Origin of the sequence: Rhodoferax sp. OV413 (assembly GCF_945881795.1) — a bacterium.
Taxonomy (GTDB): domain Bacteria; phylum Pseudomonadota; class Gammaproteobacteria; order Burkholderiales; family Burkholderiaceae_C; genus Allorhodoferax.
In genome coordinates this window covers 14286-29587 of record NZ_CAMCVG010000006.1, presented here as the reverse complement: position 1 = coordinate 29587, position 15302 = coordinate 14286, and the positions used below count along the sequence as shown (strand labels likewise).

Below are 15302 nucleotides of genomic sequence, written 5' to 3'. Positions count from 1 at the left end.
AGCTGCTAGCGCAATAGCGGCGGGCGTTAGATGGCATTTTCTAATGCAGCGAGCTGCTGGGCGGCCTCATACGCCTGCAGCGCCTCGACCACATCGTCCATGTCGCCTTCCATGATGCCCAGCAGCTTGTAGAGCGTGAGGTTGATGCGGTGGTCGGTTAGCCGGCCCTGCGGGAAGTTGTAGGTGCGGATGCGGTCACTGCGGTCGCCGCTGCCCACCAGGCTTTTGCGTTCGGCGGCGTCTTTGGCGGCGCGCTCGGCGCGGTCCTTTTCGTGGATGCGGGCGGTCAGCACCTTCAGGGCCTGCGCCTTGTTGCTGTGCTGGCTGCGGCCATCCTGGCATTCGGCCACGATGCCGGTGGGAATGTGGGTGATGCGCACGGCCGAGTCGGTCTTGTTGATGTGCTGTCCGCCGGCGCCGCTGGCGCGGTAGGTGTCGATGCGCAAGTCGGACGGGTTGATCTTGATGGCCTCGGCCTCGTCCTGCTCGGCCAACACCGCGATCGTGCAGGCGCTGGTGTGGATGCGGCCCTGTGTTTCGGTGGCCGGCACGCGCTGCACGCGGTGGCCGCCACTCTCGAACTTGAGCATGCCGTAGGCCCCGCAGGAGCCGGCGCTGGTGGCCGTGGTGCCTTCGATGCGTAGCACCACTTCCTTGTAGCCGCCGAGCTCGCTCTCGGAGGCGCTCATGATTTCGGTGCGCAGGCCCCTAGCGTCGCAGTAGCGGGTGTACATGCGGGCCAAATCGGCGGCAAACAGGGCGGATTCGTCGCCTCCGGTGCCGGCGCGTATTTCAACAAACGCGGGGCGCGCATCGTCGGGGTCCTTGGGCAGCAGCATGCGCTGCAGTTCGGTCTCCAGTTGCGCCATCTCCGCGGTCGCAGCGGCAATTTCCTCTTGTGCCATGGCGAGCATGTCTTCGTCGCCTGCTGCGTCGCTCAGCATCTCCTGCCCGGTGGCCAGGTCGGTCTCGCGCTGCTGAAAGCGGGCCCAGCGGCCGGCGACTGCGGAGACCTCGGTGTGCTCGCGCGAGAGCTTGAGGAACTGCTCCATGTCTTTCATGATGTCTTCGCGAGAGAGCAAAAACTCCAGCTCCCCCTGGCGGTCGGTATAGCGGCTGAGCTGTTGGCGGAGAAACGGTTTCATGGGTAAGAAATTCTGAGGGTGAAAGTCGCAACGCCGGTCGGGGCCTCGTCGAAGCGAAAAAACAAAATGTGGGTGTTAAAGCACCCCTTTCACCCGGCGGGCTGAGAGGGGCCGGGGGAGAGGGGGGTGCCCTCCAAAAGGAGCGCAGCTAACGCCCGTTGCGCAGGAAGAAGTGCTGGATGGCGTAGCTCGCGCGCTCGCGGGCGGCAGCATCGCCGGCGTGCAACTCGGCCAGCGCGCCGTGCAGCATTTTCTGGCTCATGCCGCGGGCCAGTGCTTCCAGCACTGCGTCCACGTCCTCGCCCTTGGCCAGCAGCTTGCGGGCCCGTGCGAGCTCGGCAGCGCGCCACTCGTCGGCCTGCGCGTTGAGCTGTTGAATGAGGGGCACCGCGCTGCGCTGGTCCACCCAGTGCATAAAGCTCTGCACACCGGCGTCCACAATCGCCTCGGCCTGCGCCACCGCAGCCTGGCGGTTGGCCTGCCCGGTTTGCACCACGCCGGCCAGGTCGTCCACGGTGTAGAGGTACACGTCGCCCAGCGCCTTCACATCAATCTCGATGTCGCGCGGCACGGCCAGATCGACCATGAACATAGGACGGTGGCGGCGCTTTTTGAGTGCCCGCTCCACCGCGCCCAGCCCGATGATGGGCAGCGTGCTGGCGGTGCAGCTGATCACTGCGTCAAACTCGTGCAGCCGCTCGGGCAGATCAGCCAGGCGCAGCACCTCGGCGCCGAAGCGGCTGGCCAGCTTCTCGCCGCGCTCGAGGCTGCGGTTGGCAATCGCCATGGCTTTGGGCGTTTTGGCGGCAAAGTGGGTTACGCAGAGCTCGATCATCTCGCCGGCGCCCACAAACAGCACCTTGATCTGGGCCAGGTCTTCAAACAAATTTCCCGCCAGACGCACCGCGGCGGCAGCCATGCTGATGCTGTGGGCGCCGATTTCGGTGGAGCTGCGCACCTCTTTGGCCACCGCAAAGGAGCGCTGAAACATCTGCGACAGCGTGGTGCCCAGGGCGCCGGCCTCGTCGGCGGCACGCACCGCGTCTTTGAGCTGGCCGAGGATCTGGGGCTCGCCCAGCACCATGCTGTCGAGCCCGCTGGCCACCCGGAAGGCGTGGCGCGCGGCGGCCTGGTCTTCCAGACGGTAGGTGTGCGAATGCAGCTCGCTGGCCGACACGCCGCCGCTGTGGGCCAGCCATGCCAGCGTGTGGTCGAGCGCGGCTTCGTCACCGGCGCAGTAGATTTCGGTGCGGTTGCAGGTAGAGACGATGGCGGCTTCGGGCGGGCGGGCCATGCTCTGGCGCAGGCCGTTGAGTTGGTTGGCGAGCTGGTCGCCGGCGAACGCAAACCGGCCCCGCATATCCAGCGGAGCGGTGGTGTGGTTGATGCCTAATGCCCAGACTGCCATATGTGTAGAGGGCGGATTATAAAATCCGGCGTCATCGCAGCGTTTGCAAAGCCCTTTGCGGCCTTCGCCATCCAATACATGGGCCCCTTCGACCTCCTCAACCACCTGCTGAACTTTGCGGCGCCCGCCCTGGTGGTGGGTGCCCTGGTCGCATGGATTGCGCCCATAGTGTGGCGGAAAGTGCCGCAGGCGCACAGCCTGCGTGCGCAGGTAGCTATGAACTTTGTAGCAGGCCTGGCGGTGCTGGTGGCCGGGCTGGTGTTCTTCGGCCGCGACGGCAAGATGGCCACCTACGCTGCGCTGGCGCTGGCCTGCGGCTTCAGCCAGTGGTGGGGCATGCGCCGCTAAGCCACGCTTATCTCGCCGGAGCGAATACATCCACCCGGTCGGTGATGATGCCGTCGGTGTTCAGGGCGATGAGGCGGTTCACCGACTCAGTGTCATTCACCGTGTAGCTCAGGGTGCGCAGGCCGGCGGCCTTTGCTAGGGCCACAGTGGTTGCGTCCCACAGACGGTATTGGCAGACAACGGCGCAGCATTCCAGCCGAAGTGCGGTTTCCAGCCAGTAGGGCCCGAGTTCTGCCAGCAAAAGTCCGCGGGGTAGGGCGGGCTCGCAGGCCAGCGCGCCCTCGAGCGCCGGCACATCGAACGAGGTCAGCAGCGGCGGCACGCGCTGGCCGGCCCACAGGCGGGCGGCGTGTTGCGCCACCACCTCGCCGGTGTGGCGCCCGGTGCCGGGGCTGGGTTTGATCTCTATATTGAGCAGGTGGCCCCCTGTGAGGCAAAAGGCTGCCACGTGCGCCAGCGTGGGCAGCGGCTCGCCGGCAAAGGGCGCGCTGTGCCAGCTGCCGGCGTCCAGCTGGCACAGACGGCTCCAGGGAAGGTTCCCGGCCAAGGCTTCGGTCAGGGGCCCGGACGGGTCTCCCGTCGAGCTTTGCGGCGCTTCCTCGGCCGGCTTTGCTATAGCGTTGATAGCTGCTGGCGCAGTATCCGCGGGCGCTGGCTGCACTTTTGATGCATTGGTGGTGCGGGTCAGCGTGGCGTCGTGCAGCAGGAATGGCACCCCGTCGGCGCTGAGCTTCACGTCGCACTCGAACATGCGGTAGCCAAACTTGGCGCCCAGCCGGAAGGCGGCCAGCGTGTTTTCGGGCGCCAGCCGGCCGGCGCCGCGGTGGGCGATCCAGCGGGGGTAGGGCCAGTCCGGGGTGTGCATGGCCGCCACATTACCCTAAGCCGGGGGGGCTTTCCATCCTGCGGCCGTGGTGATTAGGCCTGCGGTACTATCGTGAGCCTTACCTGAAAGACTGCTGCCCGCCTTGCGACAGGCCCCCGGGCTGGCACCAGAAACACTGATGAATGCTCTCACCTCGTTGAACCACCTGTTGTCGGCGGCAGGCGCTGCTCCCCACGGGGCCGAACGCATCCGCGAGATTCCGTACAACTACACGTCTTTCTCGGACCGCGAAATCGTGATCCGGCTGCTGGGCGCCCAGAGCTGGGATGTGCTCAACCACCTGCGCGGCGAGCGCCGCACCGGCCGCTCCGCCCGCATGCTGTATGAAGTGCTGGGTGATATCTGGGTGGTGCAGCGCAACCCCTATCTGCAGGACGACCTGCTGGACAACCCCAAGCGCCGCAGCCAGCTGGTGGAGGCGCTGAACCACCGCCTCTCCGAAGTCGAAAAGCGCCGCACCCCCGAAGCGGACCCTGAGCGCGACGCCATGGTGGGTCAGCTGCTGGTGGCTGCCCGCGCTGCGGTCAAGGCTTTTGACGCCGCTTTCATCGAGGTGGCGGCTCTGCGCAAGAAGACGCAAAAGGTGTTGTACAAGCTCACCGCCAAGGACAACGTCAAGTTCGACGGCCTCTCCCGCGTGAGCCATGTGACCGACGCCACCGACTGGCGGGTGGAATACCCGTTTGTCGTGCTGTGCCCCGACTCGGAGGCTGAAATGGCCGGTCTGGTGAAGGGCTGCATTGAGCTGGGCCTGACCATCATCCCGCGCGGCGGCGGCACCGGTTACACGGGTGGCGCGATTCCGCTGACCTGGAAGAGCGTGGTCATCAACACCGAAAAGCTCGAGGCGATGACAGAGGTCGAAATGCGGCGCCTGCCCGGGCTGGACCGCGATGTCGCCACGATCTGGAGTGAAGCCGGTGTGGTCACCCAGCGGGTGGCCGATGCGGCCGAACGCGCGGGCTTTGTGTTTGCCGTAGACCCGACCTCTGCCGAAGCGAGCTGCATTGGCGGCAACATCGCCATGAATGCCGGCGGCAAAAAAGCCGTTTTGTGGGGCACCGCCCTGGACAACCTGGCCAGCTGGCGCATGGTGACGCCGCAGGCCGAGTGGCTGGAGGTGACCCGCCTCAACCACAACATGGGCAAGATCCACGACGCCGAGATGGCCAGCTTCGAGCTGCAGTACTTCAAGGCGGATGGCAAAACCCCCATCCGCACCGAACGGCTGGACATTCCCGGTGCCACCTTCCGCAAAGAGGGCCTGGGCAAGGACGTGACCGACAAGTTCTTGAGCGGCCTGCCCGGCATTCAGAAAGAAGGCACCGACGGGCTGATCACCAGCGCCCGCTGGGTGGCGCACAAAATGCCGGCCCACACGCGCACCGTGTGCCTCGAGTTTTTTGGCAACGCCAAAGACGCCGTGCCCAGCATTGTGGACATCAAGGACTTCATGTTCGCCGAGCAAAAGCGCTCGGGCGTGATGCTTGCGGGGCTGGAGCATCTGGACGACCGCTACCTTAAGGCGGTGGGATACGCCACCAAGAGCAAGCGTGGAACCGACGCCGGCGGCGGCCGTAGTTCCGCGTTGCCGAAGATGGTTTTGTTCGGCGACATTGCCGGCGACAACGCTGACGACGTGGCCCGCGTGACCAGCGAGGTGGTGCGTCTGGCCAACAGCCGCAGCGGTGAGGGCTTTGTGGCCATCAGCCCCGAGGCGCGCAAGAAATTCTGGCTGGACCGAAAGCGCACCGCTGCCATCAGCAAGCACACCAACGCCTTCAAGATCAATGAAGACGTGGTGATTCCGCTGCCGCGCATGGCCGAGTACACCGACGGCATCGAGCGCATCAACATCGAGCTGAGCCTGCAGAACAAGCTCGCCCTGTGCGACGCGCTGACCGCATTTTTTGAGCGCAGCGACCTGCCCCTGGGCAAGGCCGACGATGCCAACGACATTCCCGGCGCCGATCTGCTGGGCGAACGGGTGGCGCAGGCGCTGGAGCTGGTGGCGCAGGTGCGCGGCCAGTGGCAGGGCTGGCTGGACGGGGTCGAAGCCCTGTTCCCCCAACTGCAAGACCACAGCCTGCGTGCGAGCTGGAAGACGCAGCTGCGCGCGCCGCTGCAAACCATCTTCACCGGCGCGGCGTTTGACGCCATCCTGGCCGAGTGCGTGGCGATTCACAAGCGGGTGCTCAAAGGCCGCGTCTGGGTGGCGCTGCACATGCACGCCGGCGACGGCAATGTGCACACCAATATCCCCGTCAACAGCGACGACTACGACATGCTGCAGGCTGCCCACGGCGCGGTCAAACGCATCATGGCGCTGGCCCGCAGTCTGGATGGCGTGATCTCCGGCGAGCACGGCATTGGCATCACCAAGCTCGAATTTTTGAGTGAGGCCGAGCTGGCCCCCTTCATTGCCTACAAGGCCAAGGTCGACCCCGAGGGTCGCTTCAACAAAGGCAAGCTGCTACGGAATCAGGAGCTGCCTGCGCAGCCCGGGAGCGCGTTTGCGCCGCATTTGACAGCTGACGGATCCAGCATCTACGCCGACCTGACCAACGCCTACACCCCGTCGTTCGGGCTCATGGGGCACGAGTCGCTCATCATGCAGCAGAGCGATATCGGGGCAATTGCCGACTCGGTCAAGGACTGCCTGCGCTGCGGCAAATGCAAGCCGGTGTGCGCCACCCACGTGCCGCGCGCCAATTTGCTCTACAGCCCGCGCAACAAGATTCTGGCCACCTCGCTCTTGGTGGAGGCTTTTCTGTACGAGGAGCAGACCCGCCGCGGCATCAGCGTCAAGCACTGGGAAGAATTCGAAGACGTGGCCGACCACTGCACCGTGTGCCACAAGTGCGAGTCGCCGTGCCCGGTGAAGATTGACTTCGGCGATGTGACCATGAACATGCGCAACCTGCTGCGCAAGATGGGGCAGAAGTCCTTCCGCCCGGGCAACGCCGCGGCCATGATGTTCCTCAACGCCACCAGCCCCGAGACCATCAAGTTCATGCGCGCGGCCATGGTCGGCGTCGGATTCAAGGCCCAGCGCTTGGCCCACAGCGTGTTGCGCCTGGCCGCCAAAAAGCAAACCGCCAAGCCGCCGGCCTCGGTGGGCACTGCGCCCATCAAGGATCAGGTGATTCATTTCATCAACAAGAAAATGCCCGGCGGCCTGCCCAAGAAAACTGCGCGCGCGCTCCTGGACATTGAGAACTCGGACTACGTACCCATCATCCGCAACCCGCAAACCACCACCGCGGAGACGGAGGCGGTGTTTTACTTCCCCGGTTGCGGCAGCGAGCGCCTGTTCAGCCAGGTCGGTCTGGCCACCCAGGCCATGCTGTGGCATGCCGGCGTGCAGACCGTGCTGCCGCCGGGCTACCTGTGCTGTGGCTATCCGCAGCGCGGCAGCGGCCAGTTTGACAAGGCCGAGAAGATCATCACCGACAACCGTGTGCTGTTCCACCGCGTGGCCAACACCCTCAACTACCTCGACATCAAAACCGTAGTGGTCAGCTGCGGCACCTGCTACGACCAGCTGCAGGGCTACGAGTTCGACAAGATCTTCCCCGGCTGCCGCATCATCGACATCCACGAGTTCTTGCTGGAAAAGGGAATCACGCTCGGCGCCCAAGCAGGCGCGGGCTACCTGTACCACGACCCCTGCCACAGCCCGATGAAGCTGCAGGACCCGATGAAAACCGTGAAGTCGCTGGTCGGCGATGCGGTCATCAAGAGCGAGCGCTGCTGCGGCGAATCCGGCACCTTGGGTGTGACCCGGCCCGATGTGTCGACCCAGATCCGCTTCCGCAAGGAGGAAGAGCTGCGCAAGGGCGAGGTCGCTTTGCGCGCCCTGACCGCGCCGGCGGGCGAGTCGTCCGATACGCCGCGTAATGTGAAGATTCTCACCAGCTGCCCGAGCTGCCTGCAGGGCCTCTCGCGCTATGGCGACGACCTGAACAACGGCCTGCTGGAGGCCGACTACATCGTGGTCGAAATGGCAAACCAGATCCTTGGCAAGGAGTGGCTGCCCGAATATGTGCAAATCGCCAATGCCGGTGGCATTGAGCGCGTCTTGGTCTGAAGGTCGCTATGGCAGGTCTTACATCCAACACCCCCACGCCGCTGGACCTTACCGTCCACGGCCAGTCGCGATTGCTTGAGGTGAGCTTTTCTGATGGCGCGCGCTTTCGCATTCCGCTGGAGCTGATGCGGGTGTACTCCCCATCCGCCGAAGTGCAGGGCCACGGGCCCGGCCAGGAGGTTCTGCAAACCGGCAAGCGCATGGTGGAGCTGCTCGCGCTGGACCCGGTAGGCAACTACGCGGTGCAGCCCCGTTTTTCCGACGGGCATGACAGCGGCATCTTCACTTGGGACTATCTGTATTTTCTGGGCTCCCAGCAGGACAGCCTCTGGCAGGAATACGAGAGCAAGCTGCAGGCCGGCGGCGTCTCGCGGGACGCGCCCATGCCGCCCAAAGGCGGGCAGGGCTGCGCCAGTCACTAAGCAAAACCAGCTGATTGCTATACTTTCGGTAGCTGTCGGCGCATGTGTAACGGGCGCAAACGGCTCACTTGATTGAAAACTATGAGCACCACCCATTTCGGTTTCAAGTCAGTTGACGAGTCGGAGAAGGCCCGCCACGTGCGCGGCGTGTTCGACTCGGTCGCGCCAAAGTACGACCTGATGAACGACCTGATGTCCGCAGGCCTGCACCGCGCCTGGAAGGCCTACACCGTGTTGGTTGCCAACTTGCACGAAGGCGACAAGGCCCTCGACATCGCCGGCGGCACCGGCGACCTGGCCATGGCCTTCTCCAAAAAGGTGGGCAAATCGGGCCAGGTGGTGCACACCGATATCAATGAGGCCATGCTCTCCACCGGCCGCAATCGCCTGCTGGACGCCGGCATCGCCTTGCCCACGCTGGTGTGCGATGCCGAAAAGTTGCCCTTTCCCGACCATTATTTCAATGTGGTCAGCGTGGCCTTCGGCCTGCGCAATATGACGCACAAGGACGTGGCGCTGGCCGAGATGCAGCGGGTGCTCAAGCCCGGAGGCAAGCTCTTGGTGCTGGAGTTTTCCAAGGTGGCGCCGCCGCTGGAGAAAATTTACGACTGGTATTCCTTCAAGGTGCTCCCCCGTCTGGGCCAGTGGATTGCCGGCGACGACGCAAGTTACCGGTATCTCGCCGAGTCCATCCGCATGCACCCCGGCCAGGGGGAGCTAAAGACCCTGATGCACAAAGCGGGTTTCGGGCATGTGGACTATCACAACCTGACCGGCGGCATTGCGGCCTTGCATGTTGGAATCAAGCGCTGAAATAACATTTTCGGAGGTGACTATGAAATTATGGACATTGGTTTTAACCGTCGCATTGGCCCTGACGGGACTGAACGCAGAGGCCGCCAAGCGCATGGGCGGCGGTAAGTCGGTCGGCAAGCAGTCGAGCAACGTAACGCAGCGCGATTCGGCAGGCCCGGCACCGGCAGCACCTGGTGCGGCCGGCCAGAGCGCGAACAGCGCCGCCGCCAAACCCGCTGCCGCTGCGCAGCCGCCGAGCCGCCCGTGGGGCGCCATGCTGGGTGGCCTGGCCGCCGGTCTGGGCTTGGCCTGGTTGGCGAGCTCCCTCGGAATGGGTGAGGCATTCGGCAACATCCTGATGTTCGGACTGCTGGCTCTGGGTGTGATGCTGGCCATCGGCTGGTTCATGCGCCGCCGCAAGCCCGCGCAGTCCTCTTCGCCCTTTGCCTTTGAGGGCGCGGGCGGTGCACCGGTGCAAGACGCACCCAACTACCGCGCTGAAAACGTAGGCAACGACGCCTCGGCCCGTCCGTGGGAGCGCAGCACCATGGCCTTCGAAGCGCCGCAGGCGAGCGCATCAGGCGGCTCCATCATCGGTTCTGGCTTGATGGGCTCGCAGAACTGGGGCGTGCCTGACGGCTTTGATACCGAAGGCTTCCTCCAGTCCGCCAAGGCAAACTTCGTGACCCTGCAGGCTGCATGGGACCGCTCTGACGTGGCCGCCCTGCGCGCCATGATGACTGACGACATGACCCGCGAAATTCAGACCCAGCTGGGCGAGCGCGAAACCCACACCGGCGCCGGCCAGAACCGCACTGATGTGGTGATGATCGAAGCCCGCCTGCTCGGCATCGAAGAGTTGTCCGACGAATACATGGCCAGCGTGGAGTTCTCCGGCATGATCCGCGAGGAGCCCTCGGCCGGTCCGAGCCCCTTCCGCGAAGTCTGGAATATGACCAAAGCCAAGAGCGGCAACAGCGGCTGGCTGGTAGCCGGCGTGCAGGCCCTGCAGTAAGCGCGGACTTTTTTCAGGCTGATAATCGGGGACTATGGCAACACAGTCCCCTTTTTCTTTTCTGGAAGACCTCTTCCAGAAGCTCCCAACCCCACCCGCACCGCCCGCCTGGATGGTGGAAGAAACCCACCGCCGCATCGTGCTGTTGCTCAATCATGTGCTGCAGCAGGAGCCCCAGGCGATGGAGCGGCTGGCCCGCCAGAAGGGCCGTGTCGTGCACGCCCAGTGGCGCGAATACTCCTTCCGCGTGCAAGCCACGCCGGTCGGTCTTCTCGACCTGGCGGGCCCGGAAGCTAAGCCGGACCTCACCCTCACCATCACCGAACACTCTCCGGTGACCATTGCCCAGACGGTCCTGCAGGGCGCCAAGCCCAACGTGCGCGTGGAGGGCGATGTGCAACTGGCAGCCGAAGTGAACTGGCTGGTAGACCACGTCCGCTGGGACATGGAGGAAGACCTCTCCAAATTCATGGGCGACGCGCCGGCGCACATGCTGGTGCAGGCCTGCACCACCGTGGCAGAGGCACTGCAGCAATTTGTGGGCAAGCGCGCCGCTTCGCATCCGTCCCGCGGCCCGTCTCTATGAGCCGTCTCGGCCGGGGGCTGTTTATTGCCTGGGTGGTTTTGCGGTATGGCTTGGATGAGCTGGTACTGACTAGTTTCCAAACGCCCTGGCTGCGCTTGCTGGCGCGCATCGTTTCCGTAGGCCGCTCGCTGGACGAACCGCGCGGCCAGCGTCTGCGCGAGGCGCTGGAGCGCCTGGGGCCGATCTTCGTGAAGTTCGGACAGGTGCTCTCCACCCGCCGCGACCTGCTGCCGCTGGACATCGCCAACGAGCTTGCCAAGTTGCAAGACCGTGTGCCGCCGTTTGATTCCGCGGTGGCGGTGGCCACCATCGAGCGTGCCCTGGGCAAGCCGGTGTCTGAATTGTTCGTGTCGTTTGAGCGCACGCCGGTGGCCAGCGCCTCGATTGCTCAGGTGCACTTTGCGGTGCTGCGCGACCGCAGTGGTCGCGAGCGCGAAGTGGCGGTCAAAGTGCTGCGCCCCGACATGCTGCGGGTCATTGATAAAGACTTGAGCCTGATGCGCATGATGGCCGGCTGGGTCGAGGGCCTCTCGGCAGACGGCAAGCGCCTCAAGCCGCGAGAGGTGGTGGCAGAGTTCGATAAGTACCTGCACGACGAGCTGGATTTGGTGCGCGAAGCCTCCAGCGCCGCCCAGCTGCGCCGCAACATGGAGGGGCTGAACCTGGTTCTCATCCCCGAGATGCTCTGGGATTACTGCACCACCGAAGTCCTGGTGATGGAGCGCATGCATGGCGTGCCCATCAGCCAGCTCGACACCCTGCGCGCGGCCGGTGTCGACATTGCCAAGCTCGCACGCGACGGCGTCACGCTGTTTTTCACGCAGGTGTTTCGTGATGGTTTTTTCCATGCGGACATGCACCCCGGCAACATCCAAGTCAGCCTGGCGTCCGAGACATTCGGGCGCTATATCTCGCTCGACTTCGGCATCGTCGGCACTCTGACCGAGGTGGACAAAGAGTATCTCGCGCAAAACTTCGTAGCTTTCTTCCGGCGCGACTACAAGCGCGTGGCCGAGCTGCACATCGAGTCGGGCTGGGTTCCCGCTGCCACGCGGGTGGACGAGCTCGAAGCTGCGGTGCGCGCCGTGTGCGAGCCCTACTTCGACCGGCCCCTGAAAGAAATTTCGCTCGGGCTGGTGCTGATGCGCCTGTTCCAGACCTCGCGCCGCTTTCAAGTCGAAATCCAGCCGCAGCTGGTGCTCCTGCAAAAAACGCTGCTCAATATTGAAGGCTTGGGGCGCGACCTCGACCCCGAGCTCGACCTGTGGGCCACCGCCAAGCCGTTTCTGGAAGAGTGGATGCTCAAGCAAGTGGGACCGCAGCGTCTGCTGCACGAGCTCAAGGCCCAGGCTCCGCGCTACGCCAAGATGTTGCCCGAGCTGCCGGGTTTGCTGCACCAGTACCTCAAGCGGGGTCAAGGCAGTCCGGAGCTTCTGATGCGTGAACTGCTGCAAGAGCAAAAGCGCACCAACCGCTTGCTGCAAGTGCTGGTGGCGGTGGTCATTGGCTTCTCGGTGGGGCTGGTGGCGGTTCAGCTCGTGTCACACCTGCGGTGGTTTGGAGGCGGGCTCCTATAATTGAGGGCTTTGCAACTCCTGTCTGAGCGCTAATTTCATGCCCATTTACGCCTATAAATGTGAGTCCTGCGGGTTTGCCAAGGACGTTTTGCAAAAAATCTCGGATGCGCAGCTCCAAGATTGCCCCCAGTGCAACGCACCCGCCTTCAAAAAACAAGTCACCGCGGCCGGCTTTCAGCTGAAGGGCTCGGGCTGGTATGTGACTGATTTCAAAGGTGGCAACGCGCCCGCGCCGGCCTCGGCGGGTGCTCCCGCTGGTACAGCGTCCAGCCCAGGTGCCGCCGGCTCCGGCAGCGATGGTGGTGCAGCCGCTTCTGAGGCAGCGTCCGCCCCCAAGTCAGAAGCCAGCCCCGCAGCTCCGGCAGCGGCTGCAAGCAGCACAACCCTTCCCCCACCCCCTGAATCGGAGCCGCCGTGCCCATCAAGAAATACCTCCTTACCGGCCTGATGGTGTGGCTTCCCCTGGCCATCACCTTGTGGGTGCTCCTCTGGTTGGTCGGACTGCTGGACGCTCTATTCGCCAGCGTGCTGCATGGCGTGGCGGTGGTCACGCCGGTGTCCTCAGGCGCTGTGCTGGAGCGGCTTCAGCACATCCCCGGGCTGGGGGTGCTGCTGGTGTTCGTGGTGCTGCTCGTTACCGGCGGCCTGGTCTCCAACGTGGCGGGCCGCTGGTGGGTCAAGCAGTGGGACAAGCTCTTCACCAACATTCCCATCGTCAAGTCCATCTACACCAGCGTCAAGCAGGTCTCCGACACCCTGTTCTCGAGCAGCGGTAACGCGTTTCGTACCGCGCTGCTGATTCAATACCCGAGAGAAGGGTGCTGGACGATTGCCTTTCAGACCGGCACGCCCAGCGGCGAGTTGGCCTCGCATCTGGGCGCTGATGTGGTCAGCGTCTATGTGCCGACCACGCCCAACCCGACCAGCGGCTTCTTTTTGGTGCTGCCCCGCAAAGACGTGATCGAGCTCGATATGAGCGTTGATCAGGCTCTGACCTATGTTATTTCCATGGGTTCGGTCGCCCCGGCAGACCCCGCCGCTGCACCTGTGGCGCCCCGCTCCTGATTTGTTACCAACCCGCTGCATGGCTGCAGCGCATTGAAAGTTCCCTATGGCTATGCGTACTCACTACTGCGGTCTTGTGACCGAGGCCCTGCTGGGCCAGACCGTGACCCTGTGTGGTTGGGTCAATCGTCGCCGTGACCACGGCGGCGTGATTTTTGTGGATGTGCGGGACCGCGAAGGTTATGTGCAGGTGGTCTGTGACCCCGACCGCGCCGATATGTTCAAGGTGGCTGAAGAGATTCGCAACGAGTTCTGCGTGCAGATCAAGGGCCTGGTGCGTTTGCGCCCCGATGGCACGACCAATGACGGCCTCAAGAGCGGCAAGATTGAGGTGCTGTGCCACGAACTCACCGTGCTCAATGCCTCGGTCACGCCCCCCTTTCAACTGGACGAAGACAACCTCTCGGAAACCACACGCCTGACCCACCGGGTGCTGGACCTGCGCCGCCCTTACATGCAAAACAACCTGATGCTGCGTTACCGCGTGGCCATGGAAGTGCGCAAGTTTCTGGATGCCAACGGTTTTGTCGATATTGAAACCCCCATGCTCACCAAAAGCACGCCCGAAGGCGCTCGCGACTACCTGGTGCCCAGCCGGGTGCATGACGGGCAGTTTTTCGCATTGCCGCAGTCGCCCCAGCTGTTCAAGCAGCTGCTGATGGTGGCTGGTTTTGACCGCTACTACCAGATCACCAAATGCTTTCGCGACGAAGACCTGCGTGCCGACCGCCAGCCCGAGTTCACCCAGATTGATATCGAGACCTCCTTCCTGACCGAAGAAGACATCCGCGAGATGTTCCAGGGCATGATCATCACCGTGTTCAAGAACACCATCGGCGTGGATCTGGGTGAGTTCCCGGTGATGAGCTACTTCGATGCCATGCGCCTGTACGGCTCCGACAAGCCCGACCTGCGCGTGAACCTGCAGTTCGCCGAGCTCACTGATGTGATGAAGGACGTGGACTTCAAGGTGTTCTCCGGCGCCGCCACCATGAAGGGCGGTCGTGTGGTGGCCCTGCGCGTGCCCGGAGGCTCGGTCGAAGGCGGCGGCATCAGCCGCGGCGAGATTGATGCGTACACCGAATTCGTCAAGATTTATGGCGCCAAGGGGCTGGCGTACATCCGCGTGAATGATGCAGCCAAGGGAGCGTGTCCGGATGCCAACGGCAAGTCAACATGGCCCGGGCTGCAAAGTCCCATCGTCAAAAACATCCACGACGCCGCGCTCACCGCGGTGCTGGAGCGCACCGGCGCGCAAGACGGCGACCTGATCTTCTTTGGCGCTGACAAAGAAAAAATCGTGAACGACGCCATTGGCGCGCTGCGCATCAAGATCGGCCACAGCGAATTCGGCAAGAAAAACGGCCTGTTCACCGCCGGCTGGCGCCCGATGTGGGTGGTCGACTTCCCGATGTTCGAGTTCGACGAAGACAACCAGCGCTATACCGCAGTGCACCACCCCTTCACCGCGCCCAAGGAAGGCCACGAAGACTGGATGGTCACCGCGCCCGAGAAATGCATCTCTCAGGGCTACGACATGGTCTTGAACGGCTGGGAAATGGGTGGCGGCTCGGTGCGGATTCACCGCGCAGACGTACAACAAAAAGTGTTTGATGCGCTCAAGATCACCCCCGAAGAGGCTCAGCTGAAGTTCGGCTTCCTGCTCGATGCGCTGCAATACGGCGCGCCGCCCCACGGCGGCCTGGCCTTCGGGCTGGACCGCATCGTCACCCTGATGACGGGTGCCGAGTCCATCCGCGACGTGATTGCCTTTCCCAAGACCCAGCGCGCCCAGTGCCTGCTCACCCAGGCGCCGAGCCCGGTGGATGAAAAGCAACTGCGCGAGCTGCACATCCGCCTGCGCAACGTCGATTTGGCGAACCCCGCCTGAGGCGTACAGACGCCCGGGGTGGCTGATGCACAATGAAAGGGCGTCCTTGCGGGCGCCCTTTATCGCTCGTGAGG

General features: G+C 63.9%; 13 protein-coding genes. 10 read left to right on the top strand and 3 right to left on the bottom strand.

Going from position 1 to position 15302, the window contains the following annotated elements:
* Nucleotides 1–26: 26 nt before the first annotated feature.
* Both prfA and hemA read right to left on the bottom strand, forming a co-directional pair.
* Nucleotides 27–1145, bottom strand: coding sequence for a peptide chain release factor 1 (gene prfA, locus Q0O05_RS01635; protein WP_293660102.1), 1119 nt, complete (start codon nt 1143–1145; stop codon nt 27–29).
* A 148-nt stretch (nt 1146–1293) separates the two neighbouring features.
* Nucleotides 1294–2553, bottom strand: a complete 1260-nt coding sequence (gene hemA, locus Q0O05_RS01630; RefSeq protein ID WP_293660101.1) for a glutamyl-tRNA reductase — start codon at nt 2551–2553, stop codon at nt 1294–1296.
* Between the two features lie 78 nt (nt 2554–2631).
* Here hemA and Q0O05_RS01625 point away from each other — a divergent pair, with 78 nt between their 5' ends.
* Complete coding sequence (locus Q0O05_RS01625; RefSeq protein WP_293660100.1) at nt 2632–2901, top strand: hypothetical protein; 270 nt, start codon at nt 2632–2634, stop codon at nt 2899–2901.
* A gap of 7 nt (nt 2902–2908) precedes the next feature.
* Here the strand turns inward: Q0O05_RS01625 and Q0O05_RS01620 are convergent, their stop codons facing one another.
* The gene (locus Q0O05_RS01620) at nt 2909–3766 is read right to left on the bottom strand and encodes a glycerophosphodiester phosphodiesterase family protein (protein WP_293660098.1); all 858 of its coding nucleotides are present in this window, start codon (nt 3764–3766) and stop codon (nt 2909–2911) included.
* A 139-nt stretch (nt 3767–3905) separates the two neighbouring features.
* Here Q0O05_RS01620 and Q0O05_RS01615 point away from each other — a divergent pair, with 139 nt between their 5' ends.
* The 9 genes from Q0O05_RS01615 (at nt 3906) to aspS (ending at nt 15228) form a co-directional block, all read left to right on the top strand.
* Nucleotides 3906–7877 carry an FAD/FMN-binding oxidoreductase gene (locus tag Q0O05_RS01615; protein ID WP_293660097.1) on the top strand — a complete coding sequence of 1324 codons (3972 nt, stop codon included), beginning with the start codon at nt 3906–3908 and terminating at the stop codon, nt 7875–7877.
* Nucleotides 7878–7885: 8 nt separating this feature from the next.
* Nucleotides 7886–8299 carry a DUF971 domain-containing protein gene (locus tag Q0O05_RS01610; RefSeq protein ID WP_293660096.1) on the top strand — a complete coding sequence of 138 codons (414 nt, stop codon included), beginning with the start codon at nt 7886–7888 and terminating at the stop codon, nt 8297–8299.
* Nucleotides 8300–8380: 81 nt separating this feature from the next.
* Nucleotides 8381–9112 carry a bifunctional demethylmenaquinone methyltransferase/2-methoxy-6-polyprenyl-1,4-benzoquinol methylase UbiE gene (ubiE, locus tag Q0O05_RS01605; protein ID WP_293660094.1) on the top strand — a complete coding sequence of 244 codons (732 nt, stop codon included), beginning with the start codon at nt 8381–8383 and terminating at the stop codon, nt 9110–9112.
* A 22-nt stretch (nt 9113–9134) separates the two neighbouring features.
* The gene (locus Q0O05_RS01600) at nt 9135–10109 is read left to right on the top strand and encodes a Tim44-like domain-containing protein (RefSeq protein ID WP_293660093.1); all 975 of its coding nucleotides are present in this window, start codon (nt 9135–9137) and stop codon (nt 10107–10109) included.
* Between the two features lie 34 nt (nt 10110–10143).
* Nucleotides 10144–10695: a hypothetical protein gene (locus tag Q0O05_RS01595; RefSeq protein ID WP_293660092.1), complete on the top strand. Its 552-nt coding sequence runs from the start codon at nt 10144–10146 to the stop codon at nt 10693–10695.
* A complete protein-coding gene (gene ubiB, locus Q0O05_RS01590) occupies nt 10692–12272 on the top strand; it encodes a ubiquinone biosynthesis regulatory protein kinase UbiB (RefSeq protein ID WP_293660091.1) in 1581 nt (526 codons plus the stop codon). The genes Q0O05_RS01595 and ubiB overlap by 4 nt, the downstream gene beginning before the upstream one ends.
* A gap of 37 nt (nt 12273–12309) precedes the next feature.
* Nucleotides 12310–12720 carry an FmdB family zinc ribbon protein gene (locus tag Q0O05_RS01585; protein WP_293660089.1) on the top strand — a complete coding sequence of 137 codons (411 nt, stop codon included), beginning with the start codon at nt 12310–12312 and terminating at the stop codon, nt 12718–12720.
* Nucleotides 12693–13337 carry a DUF502 domain-containing protein gene (locus tag Q0O05_RS01580; RefSeq protein ID WP_293660127.1) on the top strand — a complete coding sequence of 215 codons (645 nt, stop codon included), beginning with the start codon at nt 12693–12695 and terminating at the stop codon, nt 13335–13337. The genes Q0O05_RS01585 and Q0O05_RS01580 overlap by 28 nt, the downstream gene beginning before the upstream one ends.
* A 46-nt stretch (nt 13338–13383) precedes the next feature.
* Nucleotides 13384–15228 carry an aspartate--tRNA ligase gene (aspS, locus tag Q0O05_RS01575; RefSeq protein WP_293660088.1) on the top strand — a complete coding sequence of 615 codons (1845 nt, stop codon included), beginning with the start codon at nt 13384–13386 and terminating at the stop codon, nt 15226–15228.
* Nucleotides 15229–15302: the final 74 nt, after the last annotated feature.

Coding starts and splice junctions, on each gene's coding strand:
- Q0O05_RS01610 (WP_293660096.1), top strand. CDS start 7,886: ATGGCAGGTCTTACATCCAACACCCCCACGCCGCTGGACCTTACCGTC.
- Q0O05_RS01625 (WP_293660100.1), top strand. CDS start 2,632: ATGGGCCCCTTCGACCTCCTCAACCACCTGCTGAACTTTGCGGCGCCC.
- ubiE (WP_293660094.1), top strand. CDS start 8,381: ATGAGCACCACCCATTTCGGTTTCAAGTCAGTTGACGAGTCGGAGAAG.
- aspS (WP_293660088.1), top strand. CDS start 13,384: ATGGCTATGCGTACTCACTACTGCGGTCTTGTGACCGAGGCCCTGCTG.
- prfA (WP_293660102.1), bottom strand. CDS start 1,145: ATGAAACCGTTTCTCCGCCAACAGCTCAGCCGCTATACCGACCGCCAG.
- Q0O05_RS01615 (WP_293660097.1), top strand. CDS start 3,906: ATGAATGCTCTCACCTCGTTGAACCACCTGTTGTCGGCGGCAGGCGCT.
- Q0O05_RS01595 (WP_293660092.1), top strand. CDS start 10,144: ATGGCAACACAGTCCCCTTTTTCTTTTCTGGAAGACCTCTTCCAGAAG.
- hemA (WP_293660101.1), bottom strand. CDS start 2,553: ATGGCAGTCTGGGCATTAGGCATCAACCACACCACCGCTCCGCTGGAT.
- Q0O05_RS01600 (WP_293660093.1), top strand. CDS start 9,135: ATGAAATTATGGACATTGGTTTTAACCGTCGCATTGGCCCTGACGGGA.
- Q0O05_RS01620 (WP_293660098.1), bottom strand. CDS start 3,766: ATGCACACCCCGGACTGGCCCTACCCCCGCTGGATCGCCCACCGCGGC.
- Q0O05_RS01585 (WP_293660089.1), top strand. CDS start 12,310: ATGCCCATTTACGCCTATAAATGTGAGTCCTGCGGGTTTGCCAAGGAC.
- ubiB (WP_293660091.1), top strand. CDS start 10,692: ATGAGCCGTCTCGGCCGGGGGCTGTTTATTGCCTGGGTGGTTTTGCGG.